The following is a 17036-nucleotide window of genomic DNA, read 5'->3' on the forward strand; positions in this document are numbered from 1 at the left end:
ACGGCTATTCCCGTTCTCGGCTGTTCACCAACCGTCCGCAGTTAGACAAAGCACAAAGCCACGACGCAGCGTGGATCGGGTCAAGCTATTTTCTCGACACACCCGGCTACTACGATACGGATCGCTCACGTACACCGAGAGTCAGCTGGCCGTATGACGACAACCGCGATGTTTCCTTGCCGCGGCTGGAGAATGGCGCGGGCTACCCCACCTGTAAGCAGTGGTGGAGCGACCGTGGTGTCGGGCTACGCGAACGCTTGATCGAGCAGGTTAATCCCTCTTTGCTGACTCAGTTGAAAGGTTGGTTGACTGGGCGTTCGAGCAACGAGATCGAAGATGCCACCCTTCGCGAGCTGGTTAGTCCGCGCCAGCAATCGATGTCCATGTCGCCCGGACAGGTGTATCAGGACTACGGCTCCAGCGCTCGTGGCGGTTCGATCAATCAGGGGCTCAATAACCTGGCCACCAATACCGGGTTGGCCCTCGGTTCTTTCAGCAACTTCCCGGCAATGAATGCACTACGCGCAGCCTTGCCGATGGTGCAGGCATTTCTGATCATGGGCGTCATCATCAGCTTGCCGCTGATCCTGCTAATCAGTACTTACCAGCTGAAGACCGTCATGACGGTGACGTTTGCGCTGTTCACCTTACACATGCTGAGCTTCTGGTGGGAACTGGCGCGCTGGGTCGACTCCAGCATGCTCGATACCCTGTATAACCAGGTTTCGGCTTCCAATCAGGTACTGTTGTCGCTGCCCACATCCGGCTTCATGGATGGGACTGTCACCGCGCAGGTGATCGAGTATGTGATGGGGGCGATGTTCATCGTACTGCCAATGCTATTTCTAGGCGCCATGAGCTGGGCAGGATATTCAGTCGGCAACGGGATTCAAGGCATGTTGGCGAACGGTAGCAAAGCTGCAAGTGATTCAGCGAGCAAAGGTACGGATCAAATATTGGGTGCTGCTAAGCGCTCAATTAGATGACTTGCTGTCACCTATGTAATGCCCATTGTCATCGAAGTCGCCGATGTAGAGATCAGCTCCTAGGTAGTCTGGCCCTGGATTTTTATCTTCGTGATCGGCACCAATAAAAGTCCTGAGCCATAGCAAAGTGATGACAGCCAGCATAATCACAATGAAAGTAACGAGCCAAACACTGACAAACAGCAATCCCCCGATCAACGCCAGTTTGGCAATCAAAAAACTCCCGCGAACAAGAAATTTACCTGCGGGCACACCTGCGGTCTCCGCACGCTCAACCACGTGGGATTCAAAAGTTCTCAACCTACGGTAACTACGCTTCACCGACAGACCACAGGCATACGCCCAGCGGTGGGCACGTGAATTCTGCACAGGTTGCTGAGTCAGCATGGTCTCGCCCTCTTCTGAGCGTTTTCATGGTTGAGCATAGAGGAATAGGCTACTACTGAAAACGGCCCATGCCTGACCGTTTATCAGTTTCCCTGGTCGAAAAATCCTCATTGGAAGCCAGAAGACAAGCTCTGCGAAACATCGTCTCTACAGCGATTGACCCAGATAAATCGTCCGGCTAAATACAAGGTGCGGATCGCTGTTATCGACAGCACTTTCCCAGGTAGCCAGAACCTTCAAGGCTACGTCACTTCGATGATGGTTCCCCCCCAAGTGCGATTAGCGTTCGGTGGCTCGCACGGTGACCGTTTCTACGGTAATGAACGCCTGCTGCTCTTATGAGGGCCTTTCGAGCTCTGCTCGTGAGGTAAGCCCTCTTGATTTTCTTCCACCCACTGCGGGGAAATCTTTCTCCGCACGGGACAGGTTTCTTCGCATTTTAAACGGAGAAATACCATGCCCGCTTCACTTACACCGGAAACACTGAAGACCCTTCGGCTGCCCATCGTGTTCACTCCTGGCGCGTGGCAACGCGCAGTACTGCTCGATCAATCCGATCACGCTGAGAAGCTGCAGGTCGATCGGTTGAGCCACGTATTGTGCGCAGCCTTCGAAGCCCACCTGGCCTATCCACACAAGCCTTACGTGCTGTTCGAGGTAATGCATATTGAAACAGCCTATCACTTAGACCACGAGCCGTTGCTTCAATTGAGTCTGAGCCTACTCCAAGAGCCGGGTCAGCCTAGCGCCTTGCTGATAGCGCTTGTAGGAGAACACCAGCGCTAAGCGCAATTAGCGATGTTCAACTCCACATTCGAACGACATGCAAGACCTGCATCAATCCAGCACATCACCCAACCGGGGGAAACCTCCCCGACGGGCACGGCGTTCCCCCGTTTTCTCTCGAGGAAATTGCCATGCGTGATATCTACCAAGACGTAACTGACAAAATCGTTACTGCGTTAGACCAAGGCGTTGCACCCTGGGTCAAACCCTGGTCCTCAAGTGGCTCCGCTCACATCGGGCATCAACCCTACCCCGTCAACGCCATCACGCGACGTCCGTATTCGGGCATCAATTTACCGCTGCTCTGGGCCGAGGCCAGGTTGCAGGGGTTCACTCAAGATCGTTGGCTGACTTTCAATCAAACCAAAAAAGCTGGCGGGCACATTCGTAAGGGTGAGCACAGCACTCTGGCGGTACTCTACAAGCCGATGGAGCGCGAGGAACAGACCGAGTCAGGCCAACCCGTACTCGATGAAAACGGTCAGCCTAAGGTCGCTCACTTCGGCATTCTCAGGACGCATTCTCTGTTCAATATCGAGCAAACGGAGGGACTCGAAATGCTCAATGACACGTTGCTCGAGACGGAACAGAGTACTCCCTTCCAACCCAACAGCGCCGCGGAAAATCTGCTGTTAAGTTCAGGTGCACGCATCGTTCATCGGCCCGCCGACGAAGCCTTTTATCACCCGATTAAGGATCTCATCCAACTGCCGGCAAAAGCACAGTTTCACGATGAAGGCGGGTACTACGCCACGGCACTTCATGAGCTGACGCACTGGACCGGGCATCACGCTCGGTTGCAGCGCGAAGGCCTGACCTCTGCCTGTCTGTTCGGGTCGCCAGGCTACGCGTTTGAGGAGTTGATCGCAGAGATGGGCGCTGCTTTTTTATGTGCCTACGCCGGTATAAAGGGGGAGCTGCGGCACGAGGGCTACATCGACTCCTGGCTCGGCCTGCTCAAAGCTGACAAACGCGCGATCTTTCGCGCCAGTGGTCAGGCCCGAAACGCCTCGGAGTTCGTACTCCACCTGGAGCGGCAACGGAAGCAGATGGTAATGGATGACTCACGATGCATGAATAATGGAGTTTGATCATTCCTAACCGCTGCAATCGCATCAAAGGGCCCAACGCAAGTTGTGCCCTTTTTTCTGCGCTCATAAAACCCAATGCCGCTTGGATTTAATTCAAAGAGTCAGGGATGGGCACATCCCCGCAGCCGGTCATTACTCATCAAGGTTCTGCGCCAGAAAATCCACCAGCTCAAGCGGACTTCGGCTGTCGATTACCTTGTAGATCAAATCACGCTTACCGCGCGGCAACTTCTTGACCACGCTCTTCGCCGAGGCCCGGACAGCTTCGTCGGTCCCATGGATACGTGCCGCGAGCAGCAGCACGAGCGTGGCGTCAGTGAGGTTCATGGCAAGACCCAAAAATAGGCACCGCAGTGTACCGACTCTTGTCTTTGCCGTACTAGCCACAACAAAACGATGCCTAGCAGTATCCATATTCCGATTGCCGCGCAAAGGGACACGAGCCAAAAGGACGGTAAAGGTTAGAAAGGAATGGGGGGGTAAGGGTAAGAGCCCTATCCGAAAAGGCTAAAAGGCCACTGACCAGCCACTTCCGGGAGGTCACGATGCTCAGTCTGTTTCGCCACAAAAGGCAGAAGCCCCCTCCGCCACCAACCGTGAGCGTCGCCGAAGGTTACCTGCCCATCGAGTCGGCCCTCAGCTTGTTAGCCGCAGAGCACCGCCGCCAGTTGCTCGATCGCATCTGGCAGTACACCGCCCTCTCCCACGCGCAGTTCATCCAGCTCTATTTAAATCCGATCCATCGCTACGCCGAACAGGTCCAGCAACTCCCAGCCAGCGAGACACATCATCATGCGTATCTCGGCGGTATGCTCGACCATGGACTGGAACTGGTCGCCTGTAGTTTGAAACTGCGCCAATCCTATCTGCTTCCCACCGGCGCTGCGCCCGAAGACCAGGCGGCCCAGACGGAAGCGTGGTCCGCTGGCATCGCCTATGGCGCGCTGCTGCATGACATCGGCAAGATCGCCGTGGACCTGCAGGTCGAACGTCAGGATGGCAGTCCTTGGCACCCCTGGCAGGGCCCACTGGATCAGCCGTACCGTTTTCGCTACCTCAAAGGTCGGGACTACCATCTGCACGGCGCCGCCGCAGGCTTGCTCTACACCCAAATTCTCGACCGCCCCATCCTCGATTGGCTCAGTGGATTTCCGCCACTTTGGGCCAGTCTTCTGTACGTCCTGGCGGGCCAGTACGAACGTGCCGGCGTGCTCGGTGAGTTGGTGATACAGGCCGACCGCATTTCCACCGCACAGAATATCGGTGGTAACCCGAGCAAGGCGCTGCAAGCGCCGACTCATTCGCTGCAACATCACTTGATCAGCGGACTGCGTCATCTGGTTCAGCACGAGCTGAAACTCAACCAGCCAGGGGCCGCGGGATGGCTGACCCAGGACGCGCTCTGGCTGGTCAGCAAGACGGTCACGGACAAGCTGCGAGCCTATCTGCTGTCGCAAGCGATTGAAGGCATTCCCTCGTCCAACCTCGCGGTGTTCGATGAGCTGCAGTCACATGGATTGGTCGAGTCCACGCCGGAAGGCAAAGCCATCTGGACCGCGCTTGTGGCACAAGGAAACTGGCAGCAGAGTTTCACCTTTCTACGCCTTCAACCGGCACTGATTTGGGGTAACGAAGACCGGCCCGAGGTTTTCAGCGGAACGGTGAGCATTGCGACCTATGACCACTCAACTGACACGCCGGTACCAACACCAACGCCCGAGACAGCCAGTACAAGATCAGGTCAAAGTCAACCGCAGCCGGATACCTTGGCACTAGAAGATGCAGATTACCTCGGTACGCTGCTGGACATGTTCGAGTTGGTAGACTCTGAGACCAGCAATGCGCCGGCAGAAAGCACTCTCGAAACCTCAACGCCTCCATCGGATAACCCAGGCCAGGCATTCCTGAATTGGGTCAAGGAAGGCATCCTGAGCCACAAGCTGATGCTCAATGATAGCAAGGCCAAAATCCACACGGTGGGTGGTACCTTATTCTTGGTCACGCCTGGTCTCTTCCAACGATACGCGCAAGAGTTTCCTGGTATATCGCAAGGTGCGGACCAAGAGATGGAGGAATGGCGTTGGGTACAGAAGCAGTTCGAGAAACTAAAGGCTCACAGGAAACGTGACGATGGATTGAACATCTGGGTATGCCACGTGCAAGGGCCTAGAAAGAAATCGACTTTGAAGGGATACCTGATTGCAGAGCCGACTGTACTTCTAGCATCGTTACCACCAAACAACCCTTTTCTCGCGCTTGATGATGGCTAGCGGCCTAGCATCGGGTTCAGGCCGTCTGGTTTCTAGGATAATGCTCTTCAGTCACACTGATACCGTTAGCTCACTGGCTGACCGGCCGTCCTAAAACACATTACCAAACCGGCCATTATTATGACGTCGCCTTGCGTGTATGTTAAAAACATGCAAAATAACGTACCTGCTGAAAAAAGACATGCAACCACATGACGACCTATCTTCACTCCTTCCCATGCGTCAGAGGCATTCAAGCAGGCAGGCCATGCTACATAGCAATGTGCCCTATGCGTCTTGTGCCCAAAATATTCTTTTTCAATGAAGAAAACGTGCCAGCGGACCTGCGCGCCCAGCGCACCCTGAACCTTGCGAGGGTTCCTGAGATATCGGCGTATTTACTCAACAATCGCGACGACTACACGCTCTCTGCCATCACCGCTTCAGTTGACGGGGTAGTTCAATTTAATCCCGCTTCCGATACCGGCCTAGAGCAAAGCATCGGTACGCTAACCATACCAATGGATGCTCAAATTCTAATCAACGACGGTCAGCACCGTCGGGCGGCCATAGAGCAAGCCATTCGCGAAAATCCAGAACTTGGCTACGACAACATCCCAGTGCTTTTTTTCATTGATGAGGGTCTGAATCGTAGTCAACAAATGTTTGCTGATCTCAACAAGCATGCCGTCAGACCGAGTAATTCAATAAGCACCCTTTACGATCATCGAGACCAAATTTCCGATCTGGCCAGGTATCTGGCCAAGAACGTCGAAATTTTCTCCAGGATGACAGAGCTTGAGAAATCTAGCCTCTCTCCCCGCAGCTCCAAGCTATTCACCCTCAGCGCTATAAAAAACGCCTCCCGCGTCTTATTGAAAAAAGGGAAAGGCGATCTCATTGCGCAGAATGAGCGGGATCTCGCAAAATCGTTCTGGGAAGAGGTTTCCTTACAGATGCCTGATTGGATCAGAGCAAAAAACAAAGAGCTGTCGACGTCCGAATTACGGGACAATTACATTCACGCCCACGGCGTGATGCTGCAAGCAATGGGACTTGTCGGCGCAGACCTGATCATTCGCAAGGAGTCTGAATGGATAAACACCATCAGCCAGCTCCGAAGCATCGATTGGTCTCGATCAAACCCGGAATGGGAAGGTCGCGCCATGGTTCACGGCCGGATTTCTAAAGCCACAACGAACGTGGCGCTCACAGCAAGTCTTATCAAGAAAAAACTTGGCGTCCCTCTTTCCACGGTTGAACGCGAGCTAGAAAACAGGTTTCCTCAACAATGAGTAATGATCAATTCCTCTATCCCTCACACGATGACTTCGTTCAAGAAGCGATCATCTCCGGAAGACCGCTAGCGGATGCTGTCCGTGAGCTTCAAAGCATCTACAAAGCCGATGATCGCCCATGGGTAGTGGGCTTCAGTGGCGGCAAGGACTCGACCGTCATCCTTTCGCTCACCTACTATGCCCTGAAGACGTTGCCGCCCGAGGAACGCCACAAGCATGTGTACGTCGTGTCTTCCGACACTCGAGTAGAAACACCCGTTGTAGTCGACATGATCCGCCAGGTCCTTGATTCGGTGAACGCTCAAGCCGTTGAAGATCAGATTCCGATGACAGCCCATTCCGTCACCCCTAAAGTTGGAGAAACGTTCTGGGCCAACCTCCTGGGTAAGGGCTATCCAGCTCCGACCAAAGCGTTTCGCTGGTGCACAGAGCGGATGAAAATCGACCCAGTGAGCGAGTTTATCAAGGACAAGGTAGCCCGCTTCGGTGAAGTCGTGGTGGTGCTCGGCTCGAGACGTGAAGAAAGTAACACTCGGGCGCAGGTGATAACGCGCCACAAAATCGATGGGTCCGCGTTGGGCCGCCACACCACCCTGCCAAATGCCTATACCTATATGCCGATTGAGCTATGGCACGCCGACGATGTCTGGGAATATCTCATGAGCGCTGCCAGGCCTTGGGGCGGCTCTAACCGAGTACTGTTTGAGTTGTATAAAGACTCCAATGCTGGCGAGTGCCCACTGGTGATCGATACCAATACACCATCCTGCGGTAACTCCCGCTTTGGATGCTGGACGTGCACTGTGGTAACGCATGACAAAGCGATCGAAGGTCTTGTGAACAGTGGCGAGGACTGGATGTTGCCGTTGCTGCAGTTCCGCAATCAGCTGCATTCCAGCTCGCTCCCCGAAAATAAAACCGAATACCGTAACTATAAGCGTCGTACTGGGAAAGTAACCTTTGCAAGAGGGGCTATTGACGACGACTCAAATGCGTCCACCAAGCACGTGCCTGGCCCGTATTGGATGAAGTATCGCAAAGAGTGGCTAAAGCTGCTTTTGGAAATAGAGAAAGGTATTCGTGGAACTGATCGTGATATCGAACTGATAGGCCGTGATGAACTGCAGGTGATCCGCCAGCAATGGCTAAAAGATCCCAATGAGCCGGACTGGATTGATTCACTGCCCAAAATTTACGCTGAGGTCTATCCCACGGATGCAGTTGAGTGGATCAAGAACGACGCTGGGGCGTTCACTGAGCCGGATGCGGCCATACTCAACGCACTGGAACAGGAGCACGGAGTGCCAGCGGTCCTGATTATGAAGCTGATTGATACCGAGTTGTCATTCTCTGGCCTTTCACGTCGGAAAGGAATTCTGGAAGAACTGCAGAAGATCCTGGAGCAGGATTGGGGGGGGCTCGATGAAGCTATGGAGCGTCGCGCAGTACCTAAAGTTAGCGACACGTATAAAACCGCTTTCGAATCTCTGAAAGCCGAAATAGATGGCCTGCTACAATGATTATTGATTCCCTTTCAGTACTAGATTTCCGAGTTTTTAGCGGAGCCCACGACTTTGACTTGGTTCCTAAAATCAAAGGAGGCAAAAACGCACCTATCGTTTTGTTCGGTGGTTTAAATGGAGGAGGCAAGACAACCATTCTTAACGCTCTGAAGCTTGCCTTATACGGTAAAGGCGTACTGGGTTCTGGCGCAACGGTTGGCGATTATCACCAATATCTTCGTGACTGCATCCATAGAGCACACAACAGCATTGCCAAACCTACAAGGGCCGCCGTTGAGCTTACATTCCGCTATGCGCAGTATGGAATCATCTCGAGCTATCAATTAACGCGCGATTGGTTTGTTGACCATGGGGGCAAGGTCAAAGAAGGTCTAATCATTTCAAAAGATGGCCAGCATCTGACCGAACTTTCATACGATCAGGCACAAGCATTTCTCAACGAGTTAATTCCGATTGGCGTATCCGAGCTATTTTTCTTCGATGGCGAAAAAATTACAAGCCTCGCTGAAGAAACGTCTGGAGACGCTCTGCGAGAGTCGATCAACAAGCTTTTAGGCTTGGATCTCATCGACAGACTAAATTCTGACCTATCCGTGATCATCAGAGGCAGTTCAGTAAAAAAAGCATCCGACGAACGCAAGCAGAAAATAGCCGACGCGGAACGCACTTACAATGATATAAAAAAGCAAGTTTCAGAGACAAGCGGAAAGCTTTTTCTTATGCGCTTGAATGTTGCCGAGACTGATAAAAACTTGGTGAACATCGAGACACGTATTAACGCACGAGGCGGAGCTTGGAGTGCATCAAAGCAAAAAGAGACAGCTAGCCTCGACTCATTGATTGGCGAAAAAAAGGCAATAGAGCATGCACTAAATGAAATGTTAAGCGACTTACTGCCGTTTGCGATTACGAAAAATCTAAACGGAAAACTGCTTGCACAATTAGACTCTGAGCAAAGAACGGAAAAAGCGAAGGTTCTTTCCGAATATCTCGAGCGTCAGCAAAGCAATTTTCTGAGAGAGCTTGAATCAGAGCTCAAAATTCCCGAAGAGCAGCGCCCTGCGCTTCAGGGTATTTTTCTTAGAACATTCGGATCAGAAATCAGCAACTGTATTGCAAGTCAATCAACAGTGCACAAACTTTCGGACATCCAACACTCCAGCATTACTCATCGCCTGGCAAATCATGTAAGTTTACTTCAGCAACGCTCCACTGACTTAGTGAACACACTTCAGGACATTGATAACGGAATCGAAGCTGCTAGGGAAAACATCGCTAGAGCTCCTGAAGAAAAAGTGCTGATGCCCCTGTTCATTGAACAAGGGCGGTTACAAGAACGGTTTCGTGTTCTAGAAGAACAAAGATGCATAACGGCTGAGGAAGCTAAGGCCCTTCTTACTCGGCTATCAGCTGCAGCACGTCAATTAGATGAGCTATACACAGAAATTGCCGAGTCCCAAGAAGCAGAACGCCTGACCGTCCTCGCACAAAGTGCTAGGGTCGTTCTAAAAGAGTTCTCTGTACGTGCACGAGTTGAAAAACTCAAGGAGCTTGAATCACAGTTTTACACGTCATTCAATGGGCTTGCTCGCAAAGAAAACCGCAATCTCAGCATTCAGATCGATCCGGACTCCTTCGAGGTAGCTCTTATTGACGATGAAGGCGTAACGATTCGTAAAAATGAACTTTCAGCAGGGGAAAAGCAGGTTTTTGCAATCTCCATTTTAGAGGCGTTAGCACGCACGTCGGGTCGAAGCCTGCCAGTGGTAATCGATACTCCACTTGGTCGTCTTGATTCTATACATCGAAAAAAACTCGTAGAAAATTATTTTCCTAAAACCAGTCACCAGGTGATTATTCTCTCAACGGATACAGAAATTGATTATGCTTTCTATGAAGGGCTTGAGGAAAGTATCTCTCACTCTTATCACTTGGTATACAATCCGGAAACTCGATCTACTCAAGCCGAGGAAGGATACTTCTGGCGGTGGGCTAGTCACGCATGAATACATTTCCGCATAAATTCAAGATATCCAGCTCATCGACCGCAAAGCTTAAATATTTGAAATCTAAAACGGGGCTAACGCCTAACATTTTAAGTAGGTATGCAATCGCCCTTGCGTTGGCCGATGAAAATGGCCTAGGCAATGCCAGCGTATCAGATCTAGAGGGACAAGAGTTTAATGCCCCCACCCTGTTTGGCGAGCATCTGGATATTTATGAAGCGCTAATCAGACAATTCACACATCAAAACAATTTGGAATGGGATCCCGTTAGGCATATTGCCTCGCTGATTGAGGTAGGCCTGCATAAAATGGGGCATGTACGCTCACTCAAGGATGTGGCTCTGCTAATAAAAAGCTGAATGAGGCCATCGTGAAATACATGCTTAACACCTGACATCTAAGCTCCCCTGGCATTCGGATCAAAAACTCTTCGGTTTGTTATTTGCGCAAGCAATCACAAACCTTAGAGAGTTTTATTCCGGGCCAACGATTAATACCCATCAATGAGATAGCAGTTAGTGCCCATCCCAATGAACAGGACTTGGGGCGGGGGATAGTCGCTTACTCTGGATTGATGATACCCTCTCGACAACTGAGCTGATGTTACAATTAAAGAACCCTACATTGGTCAATAATGACTTTACGGAAATTAGAAAGAGCATGCCGAAGACAAAGATTCAGCGTTTCGCAGCCAAAAACTTCATCGTGCGGCTCAACAGCCGCTCAAGATTTTCCTGCCCTTGTTAAGCAATGTGACCAAAATTAAACTTTGCATAGTATTTAATGACAAAAATCCACTGTCTTTTAGATTGAATAAACTTAGCAAACTGAAAGGTGATACTTCGCTTGCTCTAGCACGGATTCAAATTCTTGAGGGCGTCGCCCTAGCATGACCTGTAATGTCGAAAGCGCCCATTTAGAATCATCTCTTAATGTAAGGGTATGCGTGAGACGCTGCAAAAGGCGTTTGGTATCCACATAACGCAGGTAAATTGGTAACTGTTCGGTAGGATCAGCAGGTAGGTGCTGCTTTATTGAATTTATCAAAGCAACGACTTCGGTCACTACGTTATGACCATCTTGATCCAACTCCTGTAGCCTTTTCGAAATACCAGCTCGAACAATGGGTTCGGTGACGCTACACATAAATCCCGCCGGCACCTTCACCCCGTCGCGGTGACTAGCAGCAAAAAATGGAGCAGCTTCAAGTAGAAGATCGCAATCTGCAAGTGTCTTAGCCAATGCCGAATCAACCTCGACCTGCGACCCCGGTGGTTTGCGATGACACGCCTCAATCCATCGCCCGAGAAGATCATGGTCGAGTAGATAAGCTTCAATCTCCCAGCGCGAGGCTATATGCACACTACCATTGGCGGTATGTTGCGTTATTGCCTCGTTCTCGAACTTGTATAGAGCCGCCCAGTTATGCTCACGAAAAAAAACGTCGCGATCAACAATGCCGATTGTGGGAACACCATCTACGTTGACGCTGTGATCCACTGCCGTCTGAACACTCGTACAACCACCACCAACAACGATACTCCGCGCCTCAACAAACTCGAAGGAGTCAATCATCGACCCGAACCAGAAACGATTAAATAAAACGACATCATCCCTGCCCTCCAAAACTACTCGAATCAAGCAAGATTGATGTGCCTCAATCTGTTCAATGGAATCAAAATCATCGAATGACTGGAGTTCAATAGGCATGCGCTACACCTTAAGCTTTGGCTTGAGTAGAGCACCACCCTTCACAAGCCCGGTCTCCACAAGTTTGGGAGCCAGGACTCGCAATGAGTCGACCTGATGGGAGGTTAGAACGAACGAAAGACCCGGATGCTCCTGCGCCCACTGCTTTATCAGCTTCATCAGCCTACGACGCATGACCAGATGCAAGTGCTGCTCGGTTTCATCGATAAGTACAATTGTCGAGCCAGTCATATGGCTGGCAATTCGAACGATGAGCTGCACCAGTTGGCGTTCACCGCTGCTTAGCTGATCTATGCGGTGTACGCCGGACTCGACCTCCACTGGAACGTACAACGTGGGCCGATCCACCGTACCTAGTCTCTTCGCCCCTCTAAAGATCAGCCGGTTGACCAACTCCCGGCACTCTTCTTCTCTGCCGTCGGCAAGCCAGGCGAACCAGACAAAAAGATTGTCGATCGATGCGTCCCACCTCTCTCCATCAGCACCAAAACGGTGTGCAGCTCGATAAGACAAACCGCTTGGACGCGTGACGGCTCGCTCTCCCTCCGGCGGCCTACGGATACCACGATCAGATGGAAAATAAAGTACAGATGGGTATCCATTGGCCGAGTCAAATAGCGCGGCTGGCGGCTCGCCAACGCGTTCAAGAATCGCTTCAGCGAAGGCTATTGCTTCAGGATCAGACTCCGCACTCCGTTCCAGTCCAGGACCGTTGAGGCGATTTTTGAACGACAAGAAAATCTGCTGCTCAACGCCCACCCCCTCTAGTGCTTCTGCCGTCCAACGCTTCAGCAGACCTGGGCGACCTACATAAATGGAAAGAAGATAAATCTTTGATCGCACACCATCATCGAGCGTAACTCGAGCGTCAAGCTGGAGCCCTCCACCGTTTCGATCGATGTCGTCAATTCCGGTACCAACATGTTCACGCGCGTCCAGCAAACGCATGCCTGCATAAATTGATTCAAGAACGGTGGTCTTACCAGCTCCATTCGTACCCATGATCATGAAAATATTCGTCGCTAACCCCTGTCCGTCTCTTAATACGAACGACTTTTGACCCCGGAGTGCGCCTAGGTCTAACAGAGTTAATTCCAACAATTCAAATCGGGTGGGTCTCAACATCATGGCCATTACTTGCTCCTTGTCGATAATGCGGCCCTGACCTCCGAAGGACTGACCTTTACTCCGTGAGCGCGCATGGTAGCGCGCCCCGAAAGCTTGATTAGCATGTCGCCACGCATAAGCAGCTTCTCAGCACCTCCTTCGTCGAGGATGATGCGCGAATCTGTAGCTTTCTGAACCGTCAAGGCAATTCGCGCAGGTACGTTGGCCCGAAGCAGCCCCGAAAACGTCGCCGCCTCCGGACGCTGAGTCGCCAACACCAGATGGATACCTGTCGCACGAGCCTTCTGTGCAAGACGCACTAGAGGCTCTTCAGCACCTGTTCGGCCCAGCATGAAGTCAGCGAGTTCATCGATAACCACTACTAGCCGTTCCATGGGAACACCTAGTGCCTGGGCCTCGGCAATGTTTCGGACATTGTTTCGACGCAACAGCTCCTGCCGCTCCTCCATCTCCACTACAACCCCACGCAGGGCTTCGATGCCTTGCCCCATATCCGTAATAACAGAGCCTGTTCTCAGCCGGAGATAGCTGTTGAAATCGCTGAAATCGACACCCTTTGGATCGATCATCAAAAGTTCTGGGGGGCGGGCAGAAATCACCAAGGAAAGCAGCAGAGCATTCAGACACACACTTTTGCCGCTACCAGTAGCTCCGGCGACGAATAAATGCGGAGCTTCTGCAAGATCGAAGATAATCGGCTGCCCCAATACGTCGACGCCAGGAGACACTGGCATAGCTTCAACGCGATCAACTAAAGCCTTTTCAATCGACTGCCAAGCAACTTCCTGCCATAGCGCGCTTGGCCTGGGAATATCTAATATCACACGCCTCTCGCCGAAGTCTTTGGATAACCCGATCCCTGTATTGCCCAAGCCAACTGCAAATGCCAGATCATCTAGGCCTCGCTTCAAGCGGTCATAATCCTCCACTCCCGCCAATGTCAACTGAAAGCGCGACAGGCGTGGTCCTTCCTGAACATCAGCGGCTGCCGTAGCAGAAACGCCCAATTGCTTCAATCCTTGCGCCAACGTTGCAAAATCCAAGGCGCTAAAGCCATCAGCTCCGTCCTGCGCATCCTCGGCGCGCTCGGTACTTATGTACAACTCGTCGAGAAGATAATCGTAGAAACTACGACCTGGCGTCCAAGCACCTCGCATGAACTCAAGACCGCGTCGAGCATGTCGTTGTACAAGTTCGAAGTAGCGCCGATTGTTGTCGAAGAGTTCCTCATCGTGGGTCACACCCAACAGAATCCTGAATGCATCATCGTAATTTTGGCTTTCTGCTTTTCCCATGCCTGTGATCTGCTCGATACTAAGCTCACTGCCACGTTCCCCTCTCTTTAGGGACGGGGCGCTATACCTCTCATCAGGCTCCCCGCCAATCTTTAGTGATTGAGCAATGGCAAAGCGAACCACCCACCAATAGTGACCGCTGGGTTGATGTAGCCCGTCACGCAAAACGGTTTCAAAGAAAGACTTTTCGTCCGCAGAGAAGTACAGGCTAATCATTAATTTGAAATCCCGTCGTAGCGCATCCTATCAACCTCGACAATCCTTGCTCGGGTTCCACCATCATTTTGAATCTCGTAGCGACGACGAATACGCTCACCTAGGTGGCAGAGTACCTCGTCATCCATTTCGCTATTGGTTGGCAGCAGTAACAGCGGCTTACCGGCGTTTGGAAAGTACTCGCTCATAAGCAAAGCTCGATTCTCTCGATCAATTCTCCCCAGTGGAGTATCTATTACCACTGGAAGATCACGACCAGCCTCATCCCTCAAAGCCCAAAGCATTCCCATCGCAACAAGCTGTCGCATGCCAGCAGAAATACTTCTACGTGCAACCTCCTCAGATTGTTCGTCAAAGTACTTCATTACAAACCAGTCATCGAGAGTTACTGATTTAATAAGTTGACTAGGCGCTAAAAGAATTCCGATCCTTTCATTTAGGTGGTCCTCTACCGACTGGCGGATATATGTCCTGCGTCTATCACGGTATGTTTCTAGTGCTCGCTTGACCTTCACGCTCAACTGATAAGCGCGGTTCTCTTCTGTCACCGAGGCATACCTTTGTTCGCATTGACTGATGCGCTGCTTGGCTTGCTCTGAGGCTTCCAAAGCCTGTCGTTCCTTGACCCTAAGTTCCGCAAGCCTGTCAGTGAAGTCACGAATCTGCAGATCTATATCTGCGATTAACTTGTTCAAGGACTCAAACTGATGCCTGGCTTCGTCGCTGGTGAGTTCGGCCTCGTCCAGTTCCCGCTGCGCTTGTTCGGCTTCTTGGGCGAGCTGTCTCAAAAGGCGAAGTTTATCGACATGAGAGGCTACTAAACTTGGACCACGCTCTGTCCATACCAAATATCGATCACGCAACGCCTTTGCTTGTCGTGGGCTTACTGCAGTAAGCAGCGGGCTTACATGCGCACCGACCGACAGCCCTCGCCTCACCAGCGCCTCTCTGACATCCAAAGAAAAATTTTCGTACTGCGAGTCGGTCAGCAAAATTGGGGGACTTAAGTGGGCTAAGCTGCTTTTTAGGGCTTCGGGCAGTTCCCCGTGCAGCTTCGTGGACAAAGAAATGTCTGTGCTAGATGAAAACTGATCATCCAACAACTTGTAGGCGTTTCGAACCACAGAAAGATTGGTGAGCCAAGGAGCCTCTGGCGCCAGCAGTTCGGACAGTTCGGCATCTAGCTTTTCACGCTGGGAACCTATGACTTCTATTCTGTTGACCATACGGCGACGGTCTGTCTCGGAAATCCCAACGCGCAATGCGTTTCGTTGGTCGTCAAGGCGTGTGCGCTTACGATCTAAATCGGAGTACTCCGCCTCGGTGTCCACCCGCAAACGTTGAACTGATTCAATCTGGGCTTTTGCCGAGCGAAGGTCGTTCTCTGCGTGTACAACCTCGCTTTGAGCCTCGGCCGGCAACCCGGAACGACGTTTGGCTCTGCCGTAAACGTCCAATTCGCGAAGAATATCTCCAATGAAGGAGAGCTTCAGCAAACGCTCTATTTCAGCGCGCTCACGCCCTTCCTCTGAATCTGCAAACGATTGGACCTGCTCGCCGTCAAAGAAGTAGAACGGCACAATTTCGCTGGGAGCCAAACCAGAGAGGAACGATTCTGCCTCCTCAGAACCCAATTGGGCCGTACCTCGACTAATATTCAGCCGTTCCGTAAAGCCTGCGGTTGTATTCGCGCGGGAGAAGATGCGTTCGATCTTCACCTCCAGCGCTCCTTGAGTCCAACATAGCATTACACGGGCCCGATCGTCGGGATCAAGTGCCCCTCTATTGAATACCCCATACCAACGGCCCGTCTGACCTAGAACAAATTGCTTTGGGTTCAATGGAATTCCACCAAAGCCTACGCGGCGAATCTCTTCGTTTTCAGAACCAAGAAACAATAGTTTGATTGCATTCAGCAGGCTCGTCTTGCCGGCGCCATTGCGCCCAGCTATGACAACCATGTTACGTTCAGCGGTGCAACCGCTTAAATCTATTTGACTGAGGCCTTCGTATGCGAAAATGTTTTCGACTTCAAGCGAAGTGAACTCAATGGAATCACTCACGATTTGCCCTGCCTTAGGGCTGCCTGTTCAAGAATCTGACTAACATGGCGAGAGAATTCGGCTTTCGCACCGTAAGTTGCAAAAGTTGTAAACTTTTCGGCTAACCCAAGTAGCTCTGCGAGCACCTCCGGGTCAACGCTAAATTCCGCGGCGGCTTCAGCGATCAGCTGGCTGTCCTTGTTCTCACCGGTCATCCGGCCTCCCTTAATCGCACTGCCATAGCAGATGGAATCTCTTTGAAACGGCGGTACGCGTATTTTGCATTAGGGCCTCCAAATTAAGACGCCCCGAGCAACCG

General features: G+C 51.7%; 15 protein-coding genes. 8 read left to right on the forward strand and 7 right to left on the reverse strand.

The annotated features are described in order from the left end of the window. A partial coding sequence (locus tag IQK56_RS24950) for a conjugal transfer protein TraG N-terminal domain-containing protein (protein WP_193901866.1) occupies nucleotides 1-986 on the forward strand: 986 nt, incomplete at its 5' end. Here the strand turns inward: IQK56_RS24950 and IQK56_RS24955 are convergent. Next, entirely contained in the window at nucleotides 975-1373 is a 399-nt protein-coding gene (locus tag IQK56_RS24955; protein WP_193864060.1) for a DUF3742 family protein, read from the reverse strand. The two genes, IQK56_RS24950 and IQK56_RS24955, sit on opposite strands and share 12 nt — an antisense overlap. A gap of 456 nt (nucleotides 1374-1829) precedes the next feature. Here IQK56_RS24955 and IQK56_RS24960 point away from each other — a divergent pair, with 456 nt between their 5' ends. Further along, entirely contained in the window at nucleotides 1830-2159 is a 330-nt protein-coding gene (locus IQK56_RS24960; protein ID WP_193864061.1) for a hypothetical protein, read from the forward strand. 131 nt (nucleotides 2160-2290) lie between these two features. After that, entirely contained in the window at nucleotides 2291-3250 is a 960-nt protein-coding gene (locus IQK56_RS24965) for an ArdC family protein (protein WP_193864062.1), read from the forward strand. Between the two features lie 132 nt (nucleotides 3251-3382). Here the strand turns inward: IQK56_RS24965 and IQK56_RS24970 are convergent, their stop codons facing one another. Next, on the reverse strand, nucleotides 3383-3577 hold the full coding sequence (locus IQK56_RS24970) for a DUF7740 domain-containing protein (RefSeq protein WP_193864063.1): 195 nt from the start codon (nucleotides 3575-3577) through the stop codon (nucleotides 3383-3385). Between the two features lie 218 nt (nucleotides 3578-3795). Between IQK56_RS24970 and mobH the strand changes: the two genes are divergently transcribed. From mobH to IQK56_RS24995, 5 genes are all read left to right on the forward strand, one after another. Then, a complete protein-coding gene (gene mobH, locus IQK56_RS24975; RefSeq protein WP_193864064.1) occupies nucleotides 3796-5520 on the forward strand; it encodes a MobH family relaxase in 1725 nt (574 codons plus the stop codon). A gap of 191 nt (nucleotides 5521-5711) precedes the next feature. Then, nucleotides 5712-6794 carry a DNA sulfur modification protein DndB gene (gene dndB / locus IQK56_RS24980; protein ID WP_108538370.1) on the forward strand — a complete coding sequence of 361 codons (1083 nt, stop codon included), beginning with the start codon at nucleotides 5712-5714 and terminating at the stop codon, nucleotides 6792-6794. Further along, nucleotides 6791-8317: a DNA phosphorothioation system sulfurtransferase DndC gene (dndC, locus tag IQK56_RS24985; RefSeq protein WP_193864065.1), complete on the forward strand. Its 1527-nt coding sequence runs from the start codon at nucleotides 6791-6793 to the stop codon at nucleotides 8315-8317. The genes dndB and dndC overlap by 4 nt, the downstream gene beginning before the upstream one ends. Beyond that, complete coding sequence (dndD, locus tag IQK56_RS24990; RefSeq protein ID WP_193864066.1) at nucleotides 8314-10326, forward strand: DNA sulfur modification protein DndD; 2013 nt, start codon at nucleotides 8314-8316, stop codon at nucleotides 10324-10326. Before dndC ends, dndD begins: the two co-directional genes overlap by 4 nt. After that, nucleotides 10323-10685, forward strand: coding sequence for a DndE family protein (locus IQK56_RS24995; RefSeq protein ID WP_108538367.1), 363 nt, complete (start codon nucleotides 10323-10325; stop codon nucleotides 10683-10685). The genes dndD and IQK56_RS24995 overlap by 4 nt, the downstream gene beginning before the upstream one ends. A gap of 460 nt (nucleotides 10686-11145) precedes the next feature. On the opposite strand, the gene IQK56_RS25000 is transcribed toward IQK56_RS24995, so the two are convergent. Genes IQK56_RS25000 through IQK56_RS25020 form a run of 5 tightly spaced genes read right to left on the reverse strand, consistent with a single transcriptional unit; the run spans nucleotide 11146 to nucleotide 16932 of the window. Next, complete coding sequence (locus IQK56_RS25000) at nucleotides 11146-12036, reverse strand: hypothetical protein (protein ID WP_108538366.1); 891 nt, start codon at nucleotides 12034-12036, stop codon at nucleotides 11146-11148. Nucleotides 12037-12039: 3 nt separating this feature from the next. After that, the gene (locus IQK56_RS25005) at nucleotides 12040-13170 is read right to left on the reverse strand and encodes an AAA family ATPase (RefSeq protein WP_108538365.1); all 1131 of its coding nucleotides are present in this window, start codon (nucleotides 13168-13170) and stop codon (nucleotides 12040-12042) included. Further along, entirely contained in the window at nucleotides 13170-14675 is a 1506-nt protein-coding gene (locus IQK56_RS25010; RefSeq protein ID WP_193864067.1) for an FtsK/SpoIIIE domain-containing protein, read from the reverse strand. Before IQK56_RS25010 ends, IQK56_RS25005 begins: the two co-directional genes overlap by 1 nt. Further along, entirely contained in the window at nucleotides 14675-16738 is a 2064-nt protein-coding gene (locus IQK56_RS25015) for an AAA family ATPase (RefSeq protein ID WP_193864068.1), read from the reverse strand. The genes IQK56_RS25010 and IQK56_RS25015 overlap by 1 nt, the downstream gene beginning before the upstream one ends. Next, on the reverse strand, nucleotides 16735-16932 hold the full coding sequence (locus tag IQK56_RS25020; RefSeq protein WP_193864069.1) for a hypothetical protein: 198 nt from the start codon (nucleotides 16930-16932) through the stop codon (nucleotides 16735-16737). Before IQK56_RS25020 ends, IQK56_RS25015 begins: the two co-directional genes overlap by 4 nt. Nucleotides 16933-17036: the final 104 nt, after the last annotated feature.

The organism is Pseudomonas cyclaminis, assembly GCF_015163715.1.
Classification (GTDB): domain Bacteria; phylum Pseudomonadota; class Gammaproteobacteria; order Pseudomonadales; family Pseudomonadaceae; genus Aquipseudomonas; species Aquipseudomonas cyclaminis.

Excerpts from the sequence above, each read along its gene's own strand:
- IQK56_RS24955 (WP_193864060.1), bottom strand. The coding sequence starts at position 1,373 with ATGCTGACTCAGCAACCTGTGCAGAATTCACGTGCCCACCGCTGGGCG.
- IQK56_RS24960 (WP_193864061.1), top strand. The coding sequence starts at position 1,830 with ATGCCCGCTTCACTTACACCGGAAACACTGAAGACCCTTCGGCTGCCC.
- IQK56_RS24965 (WP_193864062.1), top strand. The coding sequence starts at position 2,291 with ATGCGTGATATCTACCAAGACGTAACTGACAAAATCGTTACTGCGTTA.
- IQK56_RS24970 (WP_193864063.1), bottom strand. The coding sequence starts at position 3,577 with ATGAACCTCACTGACGCCACGCTCGTGCTGCTGCTCGCGGCACGTATC.
- mobH (WP_193864064.1), top strand. The coding sequence starts at position 3,796 with ATGCTCAGTCTGTTTCGCCACAAAAGGCAGAAGCCCCCTCCGCCACCA.
- dndB (WP_108538370.1), top strand. The coding sequence starts at position 5,712 with ATGACGACCTATCTTCACTCCTTCCCATGCGTCAGAGGCATTCAAGCA.
- dndC (WP_193864065.1), top strand. The coding sequence starts at position 6,791 with ATGAGTAATGATCAATTCCTCTATCCCTCACACGATGACTTCGTTCAA.
- dndD (WP_193864066.1), top strand. The coding sequence starts at position 8,314 with ATGATTATTGATTCCCTTTCAGTACTAGATTTCCGAGTTTTTAGCGGA.
- IQK56_RS24995 (WP_108538367.1), top strand. The coding sequence starts at position 10,323 with ATGAATACATTTCCGCATAAATTCAAGATATCCAGCTCATCGACCGCA.
- IQK56_RS25000 (WP_108538366.1), bottom strand. The coding sequence starts at position 12,036 with ATGCCTATTGAACTCCAGTCATTCGATGATTTTGATTCCATTGAACAG.
- IQK56_RS25005 (WP_108538365.1), bottom strand. The coding sequence starts at position 13,170 with ATGGCCATGATGTTGAGACCCACCCGATTTGAATTGTTGGAATTAACT.
- IQK56_RS25010 (WP_193864067.1), bottom strand. The coding sequence starts at position 14,675 with ATGATTAGCCTGTACTTCTCTGCGGACGAAAAGTCTTTCTTTGAAACC.
- IQK56_RS25020 (WP_193864069.1), bottom strand. The coding sequence starts at position 16,932 with ATGACCGGTGAGAACAAGGACAGCCAGCTGATCGCTGAAGCCGCCGCG.